The organism is Legionella septentrionalis (genome assembly GCF_003989745.1).
Lineage (GTDB): Bacteria > Pseudomonadota > Gammaproteobacteria > Legionellales > Legionellaceae > Legionella_A > Legionella_A septentrionalis.
Genome location: NZ_RZGS01000006.1, coordinates 14,352 through 30,747, shown reverse-complemented (window position 1 = coordinate 30,747; position 16,396 = coordinate 14,352). Strand labels below are relative to the sequence as shown.

Genomic DNA, 16,396 nt, shown 5'->3' with positions numbered 1-16,396 from the left:
AAGAGCTTCAGCCCGCATGCAAAAAAGGAAAAGTATAACACAAATTCTGCGATTACCTTCTATTTGCACACTCTGCAATCATTATCATTATGGTGCTTTTGCAGTTTGCAATGACTGCATTAAGCTATTACAGCCAATAAAACAGGCATGTCAACTTTGCGCGCTGCCGCTGCAGGGTGAAGATACCTTTTTAATTTGCGGATATTGCTGCAAACAAAAACCTTATTTTGATGAAGCTGTCGCTGCTTACCATTTTGAAGAACCACTGCGTACCTTGCTGCATGAATTTAAATACCGCGAAGGACTTTATCTCGCCACGCTTTTTACTGAGTTGATGCTGGAAAAGATTCCCCGCCGCATGACCGATTCGCAATGTTTGTTGCCTGTGCCTATGAGTACTGCGCGCCTTCGCATGCGAGGATTCAACCAGGCGGTTGAGTTAACCAAACGTTTGTCTAAACGCCTGCAAATACCGTATGAGCTAGATTTATGTAGAAAAATAAAAGAAACTGCCGCGCAAGCCAGCTTAAATAGCAAACAACGACAGAAGAACATTCGCGGTGCGTTTATGGTGAAAGCCATTCAGTATAAACATGTGACACTGGTCGATGACTTGTTAACCACAGGCAGTACTGCAAATGAATTAGCACGAGCGTTAAAAAAACAAGGAGTCGAGCAAGTTGACGTTTGGTGTTGTGCGCGTGCTGTTCTAAACTGATTGTTTCATTCACCGTTTACAATAATAGTTGGTTCTGCTTAATTTAAATCATTAAACTAAATTGCCGCTTATATTTTTTCTTTCGGCACGATCGGCATTTAAGTCTTCCATAAACTCAGCTGTTTTTTTACTTGCTCCATACCATATACCAAAACCCGCCCCCACTATTAATCCCACAGTAGGTGCGATACTCGCTATGGAAGGTGTAACTTGATTAAAATGCTGATTACGAGACATATGTAAAAAACGCTGGTCATCGGGCACATAATCTTCTAAACCATGAACAGATTGACTATGTTTGGTAAGGAAACTTTTCCAAAGCTCAGCAAAATTATAAGCACACCCCCAACCTAATAACATGCCGCATGCTCCAAATTTCACAGAATTTAACAAAACTCTTGGAATGAATTTCAGGGTAAATAATAAATCCTCGGCATCGACTGCATTGGAAGAAGAGCGTGCGTCATTAAGTTCATAACTGGCAGACTGAAGAGAACTGGTGGAAGTTTTCATGATATTAAATTAATAGTAAAACAGTATTATTTTATAACAAAGAATAAATTATTTTACAACATGATTAATTGTTAGTCTTTTAGAAAAAAGATAACCTATTTAAAAATAAACTATTTGGCATAAAAACTTAAAGCTTAATAATTTATTAAGCAAAGTGGATTAAAATAAAAAATCCTCAACCACCCAAATAAAAATATTCAAATGAATCAAACAATTAACGCATTGTTGAAACCGAAACAGGCAGGATTAACAAACAAGAACAAACCGGCAGCCCTAATTGTTTTATCCCCTTATGATGAAGGCTCGCATGCGATAGGATTTAAGGATGCAGAATCCATGGTACGTGATGAGCTAGGTTACGGGATCATCAATAAAAAACCCCTCTTTTTTAACAGCGAAGACACCGAATTCTCGGCAGCCATCAAACCAGTAACCTTAAAGAACAAATCACTGACCATATGGCTTTCAGCACATGGTGCTTCAGGTTGGCTTTTTTCGGGAAGACGTGATGCAAATTCCGAATTGGAAGCAACAGCCAATTTCGTGGAATTCGTGCGGCGTGTGGAAACTTATACGCAATGTGAAGTGGCCAATATTGTTTTAAGCGCATGTTTTACCGCGAATGAATTCGTTAATGTAAAAGATGGTACTTATTTTAATTCTCCCGCACGCCTTTTAAGCTTTTTCCTTCCCGAGGTAAATGTGCTTGGTTTTATTGGAAAAAACGCAGAAAGCAAAGTACACGTATTTAAAGAAACAACAATGGGATACCTAAAAGAAACACTAAATGCGGAACATGCTTCAGTTTTGTTTAAAAATGGAAAACCAATTGAATCTTGTTTTGACAACAACACTGTACCCATTTATTGCAATCATGAATACACGCCGGATTTTATCTTGCAAGCTCTTAACTATAACTTTGAAGATAGAAATGTAGAGTTTTATGCTCCCTGCCTAGCAGCCGAATTTATAAGCAAAAATAATATAACTTTGGCCGCAGCTTCTTTGGGACAATGGCAAGAAAGGCGCGTCAGGGAGCTTACCCGAAATGCGCAACAAGAACCGCACCCCAGCCGCTTGCCTAGCTCTAGCTGCTAATCGCTGCCAGGCGGCTTTTGTTAGAAACCTAACAAACCGCCTCGCTATTTTTCTAGATAGCAGGCGACATCATTCAAAATTAACTGGATGAACAATACGCAAAAAATAATCATTGCCAAACGATGTAATAAAATCTCCAGCGCAATAGATACAGGTTTTCCACGAATTTTTTCCAGCAAAGCATAGATAATGGACCCTCCATCCAAACCCGGAATTGGAAATAAATTAACAAGGCCTACGGCCAGGCTTAAATTTGCGATAAATAATAAAAAGACAATAATGCCCTGCGCAAATGACGTGATCATGGTTGTAAACAGCCCCAATGGTCCTAGTAACGCAGCAAAGGGAAGCATCCCTAATAACAATTGTTTAAGCATAACCAAATAAAAGGCAAGCGTATAAAACGAGCTTAAAAAAGCCTCCTTCGCTGCCTGCAGGAACGGCAAACCCATTTTTTGCGTGGGTTGAATGGTGATATCAGCTTCTATCCCCAATCCTTTCAACAATGCATTGGATCCGCGCACATAATGCCAGTGCGCAAGGTTCATAATCACTTGGCGTCTATCCCCTTGTTTATCTTCAAGAATAACAGGCACATTTTTTTTACCTAAAACCATGATGAATCTCATGCCTGCATCACGCCAGGAAAACACTTCCTTGCCAGCGATGGCAATGAATTGGTCGCCAGCTTGTATGCCTGCAGCGGCGGCCATGCTGGCGGGGTGCACTTCAGCAACCACAGGTGAAACCCGCTGAAATCCCATCATGAAAATAACTAACAAAGCCAGCCAGGCAATGAGTAAATTTACCATCGCGCCTGCCAAAAGGACAATAATACGCATCCAAACGGGTTTCCTATCAAAACAAACGGTATAATCTTTGGTAGATACTGGCTCAATACGCGAATTGAGCAATTGCACGTAGCCCCCAAGCGGCCATAACGCCCATATCCATTCGCATCCATTTTTAGCGTGCCATTTAAGTAAAGGTCTGCCAAAACCAATCGAAATCCGTTTTATTTTTACCCCGAATAGGCGCGCAGCGAGTGCATGCCCCAACTCGTGCAAGCCAATGACCAACACCAAACTCAAGACAATCGCAATAACCGATTTAACCACCAGAATTTTCCCCTCGCGTGTTATCAACCACCAATTTCAACACGGGCAAGGAAGGACGTCTACTCAACTCATAATTTTCACGATGTACTTCAAAAAATCGATAAACTTCCCCTGTCTCACTATCCACAAGCTCTACATCATCGCCCTGCTCATCCAAAAGCGTAACGGTTAGATGAATTTCGCGAAATTGCTTAATGCGGTAACGGTCTTTAAACAATTTTATAACGCTTAAAATGCTCTCAGCTGCTTCCTCATTCTCAAACTTGCCCTGGAAAATTATTTCCATTTCACTCTCCTATCAGGAAATCAAGCCTGTAAAAAGTGTTTAATTCATTTAACGGCGGCAACTTATAAGACTTTAGAAATTGGAATAAATATTATGACAAAAAACCAGTAAAGCCAGATTAATCCTCACTGGATTGACTTACAGCAATAGCGAAGACAAAGTAACCTTTGGCATTGGACGCATTTATCCCGCAGCCAGTAATAAATCTATAAATTTTACCTGTAATAGGTTACAATTTATCCTATTGACAGTTATCCCTTCATTCTCCTGATATGGTGTTTGTTGCCTGCGGACTCAATCATAAGACTGCCCCTCTCGACGTGCGTGAAAAAATCGCACTGCCGCTTGCCATGCAAGATACCTTGCTGGGCGAGCTTGTGGATTTGCCTTCAGTAAATGAAGCGGTTATTTTATCTACCTGCAACCGCCTGGAAATTTATTGCGACGCAGCCCATCCGGATGGTATTCTTCCCTGGCTTGCAAAAAGCCGCCAACTCTCACCCGAATTCATTAAACCCTTTTTCTATAGTCACCATGGGCGCCAAGGCTTACAACATACGTTTCGGGTAGCAAGCGGTTTGGATTCGATGATGCTCGGGGAACCGCAAATACTGGGGCAAATGAAACAAGCTTATCAACAAGCTTGCCGTGCAGGAACTGTTAAACATAATTTGCGCCAGGTGTTTCAATACGTTTTTCGGGCAAGTAAACGCATTAGAACCCGCAGTGGCATCGGCAATAACCCAGTTTCAGTTGCTTTTGCCGCCGTCCAGAAAATTGGCCAACTTTTTACCGAGCTATCTTCCCTAAAGGTATTACTTATTGGCTCTGGCGAAACCAGTTCCTTGGTAGCAAAATACTTGCATAATGCAGGAGTAACCCAATTCCTGGTAGCCAGTCGCAATCCTGAAAATGCAAAACAGTTGGCCGATGCATTTGCAGGCAAATCATTAACAATTGGCGATATCCCGCACTACTTGGCGCAAGCCGACGTTGTTGTAACCGCTACGGCCTGCCCACTGCCTTTTATTACCAAAAGCCTGGTCGAGCATACCATGCAGCAGCGCAATGAAGCCCCCATGTTTTTCTTGGATTTAGCTGTACCAAGAGATATTGAAGCTGATGTATGCGAGATAGCGGGCGTTCATTTGTTTAATATTGATGACTTGCAAAAAATGACAGAAAAAGGAATGGATGAGCGTAAAAGTGCAGCCATGCAAGCTGAAAAACTGATTGACTGCGAACTTGATAATTACATCCGCTGGCGTCGTTCCCTACAAGCAAAAAAAGTTATTTGCGACTACCGTAAACAAATGCAGGAACTTGCCCAACTTGAATTGCAACGTGCCATGCAGAAGTTGGACTCGGGTCTTTCCCATCCGCATGTTTTGACTGAGTTTAGCGAGCGTTTACTGAATAAATTGATTCATAGCCCGACCGTCGGGCTTAGACAAGCTGCCATGGATAATCGCGAAGACTTGCTCGACTTGGCACATTATCTTTTTACTTCACCTGCCGATTAATCACACTTATGAAGAAATCCCTTGAGTTAAAATTGGAACAAATGCTGGAACGCTTTCAGGAAGTTGAGCGTTTACTATCGGAAGCGTCCGTCATTGCGGATCAAAATCAATTTAAAGCGCTTTCCAAAGAATATGCCCAACTTGAGCCTATAGCCGCATGCTATAAACAATACCTGGATGCGCAAGCTAATGTAGTTTCGTTGCAGGAGCTTCTTGCAGGGGAAGACCAGGAACTGGCTTGCATGGCTAAAGAAGAGATCGAGGCAGCAAAAGCTAGTTTGGCCGCTTTGGATGAAGAATTGCAATGGCATTTAATCCCGAAAGATCCGGATGATGAGCGTAATATTTATCTTGAAGTTCGGGCCGGCACAGGAGGTGATGAAGCAGCTATTTTTGCCGGGGATTTATTCCGTATGTATAGCCGTTATGCAGAAATAAAAGGTTGGCAAGTTGAGATCGTCAGCGCCAGTTATGGTGAGCATGGCGGTTTTAAAGAAGTGATTGCCCGGGTCAGCGGCACCAATGTATATGGAGATTTAAAATTTGAATCCGGTGCGCATCGAGTACAACGGGTTCCTGAAACGGAATCTCAGGGGCGAGTTCACACCTCGGCATGTACTGTTGCCATTTTGCCAGAAGTTGAAGAAATTGATGACATTGAGATAAATCAGGACGAGTTGCGCATTGATACCTATCGTTCATCGGGGGCAGGCGGCCAGCACGTCAACAAAACAGATTCAGCAATCCGTATTACGCATTTGCCTACCGGCTTAGTCGTTGAATGCCAGGACGAACGCTCACAGCACAAAAACCGTGCCAAAGCCATGGCCTTGTTAAAAACCCGGCTTTTAAATGCAGAGCAAAGCAAGCAGCGTCAGCAACAGGCAGAAACACGCCGCTCTTTGGTGGGAAGCGGGGATCGTTCGGAGCGTATTCGCACTTATAATTTCCCACAGGGACGGTTAACCGATCACCGTATTAATCTTACCCTTTACCAATTAAATGATGTGATTGCCGGCGATTTAACCCCTGTAATTGAAGCATTAAAGCGCGAATATCATGCCGAGCTGCTTGCTGAATTGGGCCACAATGATTAGTTTGAAAGAAAGTTTACAACAAGCGGCGGCGGCCCTTGCCCACACGAGTGCTTCTGCTTACCTTGATGCGGAAATATTATTGGCCCACACACTGCAGGTATCCCGTACTTACTTGTATGCTCACTCTGAGAAACCAATAAATCAGGCAGAGCGTGAAGCTTACCTGCAACTTGTTGCTCTGCGGCAAGAAGGGTTGCCTATTGCGTACATTACCGGGCAGCGTGAATTTTGGTCTTTACCTTTGCAAGTCAATTCCACCACACTGATCCCAAGACCTGAAACCGAGCGCTTGGTTGAATTAACCTTAAGTTTACTTGCTGATAAACCGCAAACCATTTTGGAATTAGGCACAGGCAGTGGGGCGATTGCTTTAGCCCTGGCTGCCGAACGCCCGCATTGGCGTATTTTAGCCTGCGATGTATGCGAGCAAGCAACGCATACAGCACGTGAAAATGCGAAACAGCTTAACTTAAGCAATGTAACCATTTTATGTTCCAATTGGTTTGCCTCCCTGCCTAAGCGGCAATTTGATGCAGTGATTTCCAATCCCCCTTACATAGCCGAACACGATCCCCATCTCTCCCAGGGGGACGTACGGTTTGAACCACGCCTGGCTCTAATAAGCGGTGCAGATGGCTTGGAAGCTCTCCATCATATTATTGCAGAGAGCAAATACTATTTACGCCCCGGCGGCTTATTGTTGCTCGAACACGGCTGGCAACAAAAACACGCGGTACTGAGTCAATTAAATCAATGCGGTTATCAACACACACAATGTTGGCCTGATATTCAAGGGCATGATCGCATCAGTGGTGGTTGGTGTTGAAATAAACCTTAGCTTGCTAAGAATGCTAATTTTTAAGCAATTTTTTTTTAATGAGCTATAGTTGATGAATAATGGGTTTTTTGATATACCTAGCCGTTTTCACATGGCGTGACTATGGAAAGAAAGTTTGCAGGAGGCCTTATGCCACAAGAAACGATTGATTTAACTAAAAAGAGTGAACAAAACGTGAAAAATGACGCAGTTGGGAACATGGGCATCTCCCCTTACCAAGAGGTAGCGGGTGAAGAGTATATGAATGAAAAACAGCTGGCACATATTGAAAAAATTTTGCTGGCTTGGCGCCAATCATTAATGGAAGAAGTGGATCGTACTGTCACCCATATGAAAGACGAAGCAGCTAACTTCCCTGATCCCTCTGATCGTGCAAGTCAGGAAGAAGAATTCAGCTTGGAGTTGCGAACAAGGGATAGAGAGCGCAAATTGATTAAAAAAATCGAGGATGCCTTGGAACGTCTGCGTGATGAGGATTTCGGTTACTGCGAGGCATGCGGGATTGAAATCGGGTTGCGCCGTCTGGAAGCACGCCCTACTGCGACACTTTGTATCGATTGCAAAACCCTGTCCGAAATTAAAGAAAGGCAAAACCAAGGCAATTAATTTAATACCTGACTGCACTCGCAGTCAGGTATTCCCCAACACCGTATTAATCTTTTGCAGGTAATCGGCAACTACTCCCTGATTTTCTTGTAATAGACGAAAAGCCTTTGCAATCTGATCTATGCGGTATTGTGGATTTTTATGCATCGTAATAACTGCGTGGACCACTTCCTGTGCACTTGCAAGCCGTTGCATGCCGCCAGCTTTGAGCAAATCCTCACAGACAGCTTTAGAATTATGGAGATAAGGTCCGCAAAATACAGGAACCTGCATAGCAATTGGCTCCAACACATTGTGCCCGCCTATCGGAACAAGACTCCCTCCGACAAAAGCATAATCGCTTAATTTATAAAAATTCAACAACTCACCTAAGGAATCCACTATCAATACTTCTATCTTGCTCGTAATGCTTTCAGGCTGACTGCGTAAAGCCGTGGCAAAGCCTAGTTGCCTGCTAAGCCCGGCAACAAAAGAAAAACGTTCAGGATGACGGGGGACAATGATAAACAACACATTATTTATAGCGTTTTGCAATTCGGGCAGGCATTGCAGCAATTGTTCTTCTTCATTCTCATGAGTACTCGCTGCAATAAATACTGGACGCGTTGCACCCCATTTTTTTTTGTAATCCATAATGGCACTAATAAAAGTCCCTGTCTGGATAGCGAATTTTATATTCCCGGCTGCTGAAACCATTCCTTTTGCCGCCCCTAACTGGATAAAACGATTTTTATCTTGCTCGCTTTGTGCCAAAATCGCCGTAAATTGATTTAAAACGGATTTAAATAAGAATTTTACGCGTTGATAGGAGCCAAATGCTTTATCAGATATGCGTGCATTGACCAATAAAAGGGGGATTTGCATACGTTTTGCTTCATAAATTAAATTAGGCCATAACTCCGTTTCCATGATGACACCTATTCGGGGAGCATAGTTTCTGAAAAAACGGCGCAGCACAAAAGGTAAATCGTAAGGAATATACTGATGTTGGATTTTTCCTCCATATTGTTTTAAAACTCTTTCCGATCCAGTCGGCGTCATGGTAGTGACCAGAATTTTTTTTTGCTGTGCGAGCAATGCATCAATTAAAGGAAAGGCGGCAACCACTTCCCCTACAGAAACAGCATGCAGCCAAACATCCACCGGCTTATTGTCCTTAATATAAAGTCCAAAACGCTCTTTTATGCGTAAGCGATAAGCAGGCAAACGACGTCCCTTCCAGTAAAGCCGCCACAAGAGAAATGGAATCAAACTGTAAAAAAGAAGTGTATAAAGACGACGCATAGAGGTAAAAATACAAAACAAACATTATAAGCTGATGCTTGGCGATTGACTATCAATATTGTCAGCCTGAGGGTAAAGGCGCAAAAGATAATCAAGAAACACATCACGTAGAAGCCAGCAAAAATAGCAAAAACCCATCTAATTCCAGTTAATAGTACAAAAAACAATAAAGTACAGCTAAAATTATTATTTATCGAGCTAAGTACAGCTACGCTTTTCAATTTTTATGGATTTCAGATGAGTCTACGTCAATTTTTTATCAATCAGACGTGGTGGGGAAAAATCATTGGTGCTTTTTTAGGATACTTAATGGGCGGGCCTCTCGGAGCGCTATTCGGTATTCTCATCGGTAATTTTTTCGACCGCGGTTTAAATGAACATTTCAGTCGTCCCTATTGGCATTATCATGCTGAGAAGCGTAAAAAAGTGCAGAAAATATTTTTTGAAGCAACTTTTTCCGTCATGGGGCATATTGCTAAAACGGACGGCAGAGTTTCTGAACAAGAAATTAGGATGGCTAGAGGCTTAATGGAAGAAATGCGCCTCAATGCTGAACAAAAGAGAACAGCCATATCCTTATTTAATGAAGGTAAATCAACCAATTTTAATTTCAAGCGAATTTTAACCCTTTTGAAAGAAACATCCCATGACAATTTGGATCTATTGAAATTATTTATTGATATCCAATATCGGGCGGCGAAAATTGATGGATTAACTGATAAAAAAATTCAAACGATTAATACCATTTTGCAATATTTGGGATTTGCACCTTTAGAACAACAGTATCGTTTTTATGAAGACTTCCAATTTCACTCTACCCATCGGAATCATTCGCGACAGCAATCTTCGCAGCGTCAATCTTCTTCATCTTCCTACACCAGCTATACGCCGCCTAATAGTTCGCTGGCGCATGCTTATGCAATACTTGAAATCAATCCCGATAGCAGCAAACACGACGTGAAAAAAGCTTACCGGCGCCTAATGAGCCGTAATCATCCAGACAAACTTATCGCACAAGGGCTACCCGAAGAAATGATTAAGCTTGCGACTGATAAAACGCAAAAAATTCGGCAAGCTTATGAGCAAATTTGCGCAAGTAAAGGCTGGGAATAAGGGCTCACAATTCTGTAAGCTTAAGATCGGCTTAAAATTCATGATACTGCCCCTCTACAAGAGACAGTATCACGATAAAGAGTTGGTGTTATTGAAATTCAAGGCCAAGCTCATCGAAAAACGCTTTAGACTTTTCTGCCAAAATTTTATGGGCAGGCCCAGTAGGGTGGACGGGATCGAAGAATAAATAACCCTTACAGGCGTCATGGCCTTGCCCTGCATTGATTTTAGCGACCATGCTTAAAACAGGATTGGCAGAACCCAGCTCTAACAAAGATTCGTAACAAGTGTGCGTAATATTTGAAAAACCATATTCTTCTGGCGACTGAAGTACTTCTCCCAAAATTTCATACACATCCAAATGAAGAACACGTCTGTCCGGGTAGCCGGCCTGCAAATCCACCACCATTTGCCCCAGGATTTCATTATGCTTTCTGGCAATATCTGTTAAGAATTGCTCGGCTTCAAGCTCGCGGGCCATGGGTGTTCTCCCTAAATCGGGAAGATTAACCACCAACAGGTTTTGCGCGCCCTTGTTCAGTAGGCGCTCAAGATCATGCCTAATACCCAAGGTAACTTCTTGTAAGGATTTTTGTGCATCATCAGGAATGGAAAGATAGTTATTCGCACCAATCCATACCACGTATAGACTATTTTCATCTGCTTTATCGTGGTGAGCCAATAAATAACTGTCTACCTCCCTTTTTAGGGTAAACAAAGTATCATCCGCATCCTCTTCAGAAACTCCAGCACCGCCAAAAGCAAAATCAAGCAAATGTTCGGAAGGATTATTGGGATAATAAGCTTGCGTCAGCAATTCGATCCACACAGGACCATTGGTAAATCGGCCCTGGAAATAAGGAGGAGATACTGGCAGTTGGTGTTTCATGTATTCATACAAGTTACCATTGTCAGACAAGCTGTCGCCGAATGACACAATTTTGTTGATAGGAGCTGCGAAGGTTACCAGAGAAGCAAATAACAGAAAAAAAGAAAAGATAATTTTCATGCTTGTCCTTTATTATTTTTAACCATCATTATAGTTGAAAAAAAAGCCCAATCAAAAGGTAGCGCCTGAACAAACACCGAAATGAAAAAACTATTTTGGTGTTTCTTTTATGCCTCTACACCCTGATTGGGTCGCCATATTCGTAAAATTAACTCATGCAATAATAAAGACTAAGCTGTACCCATGGAAGTAATCTTCAATTGCCGCCCACAAACCCAAGCCTTGTGAATGTGTTGCACGATTTCCTTTGACATACCTTTGGGCAAACGCACAGTAGAATAATTATCGTGAATTTTTAAACCGGTAATATACCGGCTTTGTAATCCTGCTTCATTCGCAATGGCGCCAACAATATTACCCGGTTTAACACCGTGCACGCGGCCTACATCCAGGCGGAATAATTCCTGCGGATAATCTTCAGCTCCCCGTTTACGCTCACCACTTGCCTTGCGCTCCCCATTGAATTTTTTGGCGCGGTTATCTTGTCTAAAATGACGCTCCTCATGCATTGTTTCAGGGAAAGGTGCTTTTTGAGAAGCTGTAATTTTAGTCTCCCAGGATTTGTCCTGATTTAAAAGCAATGCCAGAGCTGCCGCTGCATCCAAAGCTGAAACAGAATGCTCATTAGCGAAATTTTCCAGCATATTTTTATAAGCAGGTAAATATTCATGTTGCAACCGCTCCTTAATCTTGGCCAGGAAACGCTGCTGTTTTGCCACCTGAATGGCATAATCACTGGGCACCGAAATTTTTTGGATCCGCTGGCGTGTGTGCCGTTCGATAACATTCAACATACGTCCTTCCTTGGGCGTAACAAATAAAATGGTGACGCCGCTGCGCCCTGCTCGACCTGTACGGCCTATACGGTGTACATAGGTTTCACAATCATGCGCAATATCATAATTAATTACATGCGTAACCCGCTCTACATCCAATCCGCGCGCCGCCACATCAGTTGCCACTAACACATCGATGGCCCCTTGTTTAAATTGGGCAATGATGCGTTCCCGCAACGCTTGCGTTAAATCCCCATGGATGGCCATGGCATGGTGTCCATGCGCTTGCAAGAATTCTGCAACTTCATCCGCGCTGCTCTTGGTACGGACGAACACGATAACACCTTGGTGATCTTCTGCTGCTAAAACGCGAGTTAATGCTTCCGGTTTTTGCGCTTGTGACGCGAATAAAAAACGCTGTTCGATGCTTTTTACGGTTGCTGTTTCCGCACGGATTTCCACGCCAACCGGATCATGCAAATACGACTGAGCAATCTGCCGGATACGAGGCGGCATCGTAGCTGAAAATAAAGCCATTTGTTTTCCGGCAGGCAATTTGGCCAATATCGTCTCAACATCTTCGATAAAGCCCATGCGCAGCATCTCATCTGCTTCATCGAGCACGAAAGTTTTCAGCTGCTCCAGCTGCAAAGTACCACGCTCCAGATGATCAAGGATTCTTCCCGGTGTTCCGACGACAATTTGCGCGCCTTCACGCAATTCCTTTAATTGCGGCCGATAATCCTGCCCACCGCATAGAATAGTCACCCGGATATTTTTTTGATATTTACTGAGTGTCTGAAAATGTTCGGCAACTTGAATGGCCAATTCCCGCGTAGGAGCCAATACGAGAGCTTGTGGGGTTAATTCGGCTGCAATAATACCTTGTAAGACCGGTAAGGCAAAAGCTGCTGTTTTTCCAGTTCCAGTTTGTGCCTGGCCAATTAAGTCCCGTCCCTGCAATAACCAAGGGATCGTTTGTTCTTGGATTGGCGAAGGATGTACGAATTTCAAATCATCTAATGCTTTCAATAACGCTTCGGATAAGCCAAGAGAAGCAAAAGTAGTTTTATCTTGTGTCATAAAATTCCAAAAATAGATTAATCAATGCAAAAAATGCTCACTATAATAGCAAATTTTACACCAAAATGCATTTTTTATTTGGATTATTATTGACATTCCAGTCAATTATTCTCTAAAAAGGATAAAACAGGGTTATAACTGCTTTAGGAGCAGGCACCTATTTTTACAATATGCAAATTCAATAATAATTTTCAGGCCCTGCTATTGGGATTATTTAAGTAATTCAAAAAAATGCTTGTAAAACGTTTTGCATCCACGCCGGTCACCACACGCACACTATGGCCTGCTTTATTATCAACAATTGTTCTGCCAGATTGTATCTCAGGGGATAAAACAACCTTCAGGCGTTGTACCTTGAACGCGGCAATGGATTCATCGCTTGCAATAACGGCAGCTAAGGGATCCCAGAAAAACCACTCCTTGGCCCGCAAGATTTTGATGTTGTTTTGCAACATGGAAAAAACATAATCAGCCGCTGGGGTATGATGTTTGTTTTTCACGGCATTATAGAAACCCATGTCAATGGGTAACTGATTGGTGACATCAAGCGGTACAAGAACGATCGGCAGGCCCTGCGCTAATACGATTTCTGCAGCCAGCGGGTCTAGATAAAAATTCCACTCTGCCGTATGGTTTTTGCTGGCAGAGTCAACTTCAGGAATATTTCCCGGCACATCAATAGCTCCCCCCATAATATAAATAACACGAATATTCCTTTTGATTTCAGGAGCTTTTTGCAAGGCTTGGGCAATATTGGTCAATGGTCCAATCGCAAGTATGGTCACAGGCTGCGAAGCATCCTGGACTGTTTTTATCAGCAAATCCACGGCAGTATGAGGTGATTGCTTAGTAGATACCTTAGGCAATAATTTTACAGTACCTGCCAGTGTATCGGATTCTAATAATACCGCCTGTGGAAAATGATGCTTGCCAAGCAACGGTGTCTCTTGCCCACAAGCTACGGGTATAATCGGTCGCTGTGACATTTGCAACAAACCCAAAGTATTGCGCAAAGCAGGTGTGCAATGTGCATTGCCATCGCTGGCAATGGTAACCGCTTTAAGCTCAACATCAGGTCGCTGTAACAAATACAATAGGGCCATGGCATCATCGACCCCCATATCCGTATCAACTATAAACGGTACGGCAGACCATGCTATTTGCACGGTCCATAGCAATAGCAGCAACGGAAGCAAAAACAAATTACTAATGCATCGAATTAAATTCATTATCATTCAAACGTCTTAAAAATGTTCAACGGAGAGCTATATTCACAGTGAAACCAAGAACTCATATTAATGCCGCCAAGCGACAAGCTTGATCAATGGCATGCCGTGCATCCAATTCCAAAGCCCGAAAGGCTCCGCCAATTAAATGCACCGACAATCCCTGCTCCTTTAACGGTTCATACAAGGAACGCTGTTCAATTTGACCGGCACAGATAATAATCGAATCAACGGCTAATAATCTAGGCTCCTCACCTATACGAATGTGTAAACCCGCATCGTCAATTTTTTCATAGCTGACGTTATTTACCATATGCACTTTTTTATGTTTAAGGCTTAAACGATGGATCCAGCCCGTCGTTTTCCCCAGGCGCTTCCCTAATTTTTCTTTTTTCCTTTGTAATAAATATACTTCCCGCAAGGAAGGGGAAATTGCAGGCGGCATTAGCCCGCCGCGGTGCTGCCCGCTAATATCAATGCCCCATTCCTTATAAAATTGGTCACGGGAATTCGCTGTCTCATGGGTCAACCACTCGGCGACATCAAAACCTATTCCGCCGGCGCCAATGAGGGCGACGCGTTGCCCTGGAATTTTTTGCCCGGTAATGGCTTCAATGTAAGTCATTACCATGGCATGACGAATCCCTGGGATCTCGGGGATTCTTGCATCGACACCGGTCGCTAAAACTATTTCGTCAAAATCCTGTAGCAATTCCAGGCTAGCCTCCGTCTGCATACGCACATCGACTTGGAATTTTTGCAATTGTTGGGAAAAATAATGGATGGTATGCTGGAATTCTTCTTTACCGGGAATTTGCTTAGCTAAGTTAAATTGTCCCCCAAGCCATGCGCTTTTTTCAAATAAAGTGACCTGGTGCCCTCTTTCTGCACACACGGCGGCAAAAGCTAACCCTGCTGGCCCTGCGCCTACCACACCAATGCGCTTGGGACAGTTGGTAGCCTGATAGATTAATTCTGTCTCATTACAAGCACGAGGATTTACCAGGCATGAAGCCGTTTTATTCACAAAAACGCGATCGAGACAGGCTTGGTTACAGGCAATACAAACATTAATCATTTCGCTTTCTCCACGCTTCGCTTTTTCAGCAAATTGCGCGTCTGCAAGGAATGGCCTTGCCATGGAGATAAGATCCGCCGCCCCGTTTTCCAGTACTGCATTTGCCAACTCCGGCGTATTAATCCTATTTGAAGTGATAATCGGAATATTAATATCGGGTTTTAAGCGTTTGGTAACCGAAGTAAACGCCGCTGGTGGCACCATGGTCGCGATCGTTGGAATTCGTGCCTCGTGCCAGCCGATCCCAGTATTAATCATACTTGCTCCCGCTGCTTCTATGGCTTTTGCCAACTCAACGATTTCATCCCAGGAACTGCCTTCGGCAATCAGATCCAGCATGGACAATCTGAAAATAATAATAAATTGCCCACCCACGGCTTCTCTTACGGCTTTTACAATTTCTATCGGGAACCGCATGCGGTTTGCGTAAGAACCTCCCCATTCATCGCGGCGTTGATTCGTATGGGTAACGATAAATTCATTAATCAAATACCCTTCGCTGCCCATGATCTCCACCCCATCGTACCCTGCTGCTTTCGCAAGCCGGGCGCAACGGGCAAAATGCTGGATGGTTTTTAGTATGCGGTGTTTGCTCATCTCCCAAGGTGTAAAAGGGCTGATGGGCGATTTTATCCGGCTTGGAGCAACGATAAACGGATGATACCCATAACGTCCTGCATGGAGAATTTGCAAGGCAATTTTACCACCAGCCTCATGTACGGAATGCGTTACTATTTCATGCCGGCGCTGTTCAGTTACCGAAGTCAACTTCGCAGCAAATGGAGCCAGCCGGCCGGCGCGATTTGGAGCAAAACCACCGGTAACGATTAATCCCACCCCACTTTGGGCCCGCTCTTTATAAAAAGTGGCAAGACGCTGCAAATCAGGCTTGTCTTCCTCCAATCCGGTATGCATAGAACCCATAAGAAGACGGTTTTTTAATTGCGTGAACCCGAGATCCAAAGGTTCAAACAAAGCTTTGAAAGGCTTATTAACGAGTAATTCCATGGCAAATCATATCGTTGAAAAA

Annotated in this window: 15 protein-coding genes; 7 read left to right on the top strand and 8 right to left on the bottom strand. The window is 43.3% G+C overall.

The window, feature by feature from the left end; translation table 11 throughout:
* Positions 1–16 precede the first annotated feature (16 nt).
* Positions 17–718, top strand: coding sequence for a ComF family protein (locus tag ELY11_RS03605; RefSeq protein WP_127032544.1), 702 nt, complete (start codon positions 17–19; stop codon positions 716–718).
* 51 nt (positions 719–769) lie between these two features.
* Here the strand turns inward: ELY11_RS03605 and ELY11_RS03600 are convergent, their stop codons facing one another.
* Positions 770–1,231, bottom strand: a complete 462-nt coding sequence (locus ELY11_RS03600; RefSeq protein WP_127032543.1) for a hypothetical protein — start codon at positions 1,229–1,231, stop codon at positions 770–772.
* 201 nt (positions 1,232–1,432) lie between these two features.
* On the opposite strand from ELY11_RS03600, the gene ELY11_RS03595 reads away from it, so the two are divergent.
* Positions 1,433–2,329 carry a hypothetical protein gene (locus ELY11_RS03595; RefSeq protein WP_127032542.1) on the top strand — a complete coding sequence of 299 codons (897 nt, stop codon included), beginning with the start codon at positions 1,433–1,435 and terminating at the stop codon, positions 2,327–2,329.
* Between the two features lie 44 nt (positions 2,330–2,373).
* Here the strand turns inward: ELY11_RS03595 and ELY11_RS03590 are convergent, their stop codons facing one another.
* Together ELY11_RS03590 and ELY11_RS03585 are read right to left on the bottom strand one after the other, a co-directional pair.
* Entirely contained in the window at positions 2,374–3,447 is a 1,074-nt protein-coding gene (locus tag ELY11_RS03590) for a M50 family metallopeptidase (RefSeq protein WP_127032541.1), read from the bottom strand.
* A complete protein-coding gene (locus ELY11_RS03585) occupies positions 3,440–3,733 on the bottom strand; it encodes a hypothetical protein (protein ID WP_126954081.1) in 294 nt (97 codons plus the stop codon). The genes ELY11_RS03590 and ELY11_RS03585 overlap by 8 nt, the downstream gene beginning before the upstream one ends.
* Positions 3,734–4,005: 272 nt before the next feature.
* Here ELY11_RS03585 and hemA point away from each other — a divergent pair, with 272 nt between their 5' ends.
* The 4 genes from hemA (at position 4,006) to dksA (ending at position 7,797) form a co-directional block, all read left to right on the top strand.
* A complete protein-coding gene (hemA, locus tag ELY11_RS03580; RefSeq protein ID WP_127032540.1) occupies positions 4,006–5,256 on the top strand; it encodes a glutamyl-tRNA reductase in 1,251 nt (416 codons plus the stop codon).
* Between the two features lie 8 nt (positions 5,257–5,264).
* The gene (gene prfA, locus ELY11_RS03575; protein WP_126954083.1) at positions 5,265–6,353 is read left to right on the top strand and encodes a peptide chain release factor 1; all 1,089 of its coding nucleotides are present in this window, start codon (positions 5,265–5,267) and stop codon (positions 6,351–6,353) included.
* Complete coding sequence (gene prmC / locus ELY11_RS03570) at positions 6,346–7,179, top strand: peptide chain release factor N(5)-glutamine methyltransferase (RefSeq protein WP_127032539.1); 834 nt, start codon at positions 6,346–6,348, stop codon at positions 7,177–7,179. Before prfA ends, prmC begins: the two co-directional genes overlap by 8 nt.
* 141 nt (positions 7,180–7,320) lie before the next feature.
* A complete protein-coding gene (gene dksA / locus ELY11_RS03565; protein ID WP_126954085.1) occupies positions 7,321–7,797 on the top strand; it encodes an RNA polymerase-binding protein DksA in 477 nt (158 codons plus the stop codon).
* 24 nt (positions 7,798–7,821) lie between these two features.
* On the opposite strand, the gene waaA is transcribed toward dksA, so the two are convergent.
* Positions 7,822–9,081, bottom strand: coding sequence for a lipid IV(A) 3-deoxy-D-manno-octulosonic acid transferase (gene waaA, locus ELY11_RS03560; RefSeq protein WP_126954086.1), 1,260 nt, complete (start codon positions 9,079–9,081; stop codon positions 7,822–7,824).
* A gap of 237 nt (positions 9,082–9,318) precedes the next feature.
* Between waaA and djlA the strand changes: the two genes are divergently transcribed.
* Positions 9,319–10,194, top strand: a complete 876-nt coding sequence (gene djlA / locus ELY11_RS03555; RefSeq protein WP_126954087.1) for a co-chaperone DjlA — start codon at positions 9,319–9,321, stop codon at positions 10,192–10,194.
* An 88-nt stretch (positions 10,195–10,282) separates the two neighbouring features.
* On the opposite strand, the gene plaA is transcribed toward djlA, so the two are convergent.
* The 4 genes from plaA to ELY11_RS03535 form a co-directional block, all read right to left on the bottom strand.
* Entirely contained in the window at positions 10,283–11,203 is a 921-nt protein-coding gene (gene plaA, locus ELY11_RS03550; protein ID WP_126954088.1) for a GDSL family lysophospholipase PlaA, read from the bottom strand.
* A gap of 170 nt (positions 11,204–11,373) precedes the next feature.
* Positions 11,374–13,062: a DEAD/DEAH box helicase gene (locus tag ELY11_RS03545; RefSeq protein WP_126954089.1), complete on the bottom strand. Its 1,689-nt coding sequence runs from the start codon at positions 13,060–13,062 to the stop codon at positions 11,374–11,376.
* 191 nt (positions 13,063–13,253) lie between these two features.
* Positions 13,254–14,291 carry a nucleoside hydrolase gene (locus ELY11_RS03540; protein ID WP_158614982.1) on the bottom strand — a complete coding sequence of 346 codons (1,038 nt, stop codon included), beginning with the start codon at positions 14,289–14,291 and terminating at the stop codon, positions 13,254–13,256.
* A gap of 61 nt (positions 14,292–14,352) precedes the next feature.
* A complete protein-coding gene (locus tag ELY11_RS03535; protein WP_126954091.1) occupies positions 14,353–16,374 on the bottom strand; it encodes an NADPH-dependent 2,4-dienoyl-CoA reductase in 2,022 nt (673 codons plus the stop codon).
* Positions 16,375–16,396: the final 22 nt, after the last annotated feature.

What these genes read in the sequence shown, in the direction of transcription:
- prmC (WP_127032539.1), top strand. Translation starts at nt 6,346, where the DNA reads ATGATTAGTTTGAAAGAAAGTTTACAACAAGCGGCGGCGGCCCTTGCC.
- waaA (WP_126954086.1), bottom strand. Translation starts at nt 9,081, where the DNA reads ATGCGTCGTCTTTATACACTTCTTTTTTACAGTTTGATTCCATTTCTC.
- ELY11_RS03600 (WP_127032543.1), bottom strand. Translation starts at nt 1,231, where the DNA reads ATGAAAACTTCCACCAGTTCTCTTCAGTCTGCCAGTTATGAACTTAAT.
- dksA (WP_126954085.1), top strand. Translation starts at nt 7,321, where the DNA reads ATGCCACAAGAAACGATTGATTTAACTAAAAAGAGTGAACAAAACGTG.
- ELY11_RS03595 (WP_127032542.1), top strand. Translation starts at nt 1,433, where the DNA reads ATGAATCAAACAATTAACGCATTGTTGAAACCGAAACAGGCAGGATTA.
- hemA (WP_127032540.1), top strand. Translation starts at nt 4,006, where the DNA reads ATGGTGTTTGTTGCCTGCGGACTCAATCATAAGACTGCCCCTCTCGAC.
- ELY11_RS03540 (WP_158614982.1), bottom strand. Translation starts at nt 14,291, where the DNA reads ATGAATTTAATTCGATGCATTAGTAATTTGTTTTTGCTTCCGTTGCTG.
- ELY11_RS03535 (WP_126954091.1), bottom strand. Translation starts at nt 16,374, where the DNA reads ATGGAATTACTCGTTAATAAGCCTTTCAAAGCTTTGTTTGAACCTTTG.
- djlA (WP_126954087.1), top strand. Translation starts at nt 9,319, where the DNA reads ATGAGTCTACGTCAATTTTTTATCAATCAGACGTGGTGGGGAAAAATC.
- plaA (WP_126954088.1), bottom strand. Translation starts at nt 11,203, where the DNA reads ATGAAAATTATCTTTTCTTTTTTTCTGTTATTTGCTTCTCTGGTAACC.
- ELY11_RS03585 (WP_126954081.1), bottom strand. Translation starts at nt 3,733, where the DNA reads ATGGAAATAATTTTCCAGGGCAAGTTTGAGAATGAGGAAGCAGCTGAG.
- ELY11_RS03605 (WP_127032544.1), top strand. Translation starts at nt 17, where the DNA reads ATGCAAAAAAGGAAAAGTATAACACAAATTCTGCGATTACCTTCTATT.
- ELY11_RS03545 (WP_126954089.1), bottom strand. Translation starts at nt 13,062, where the DNA reads ATGACACAAGATAAAACTACTTTTGCTTCTCTTGGCTTATCCGAAGCG.
- prfA (WP_126954083.1), top strand. Translation starts at nt 5,265, where the DNA reads ATGAAGAAATCCCTTGAGTTAAAATTGGAACAAATGCTGGAACGCTTT.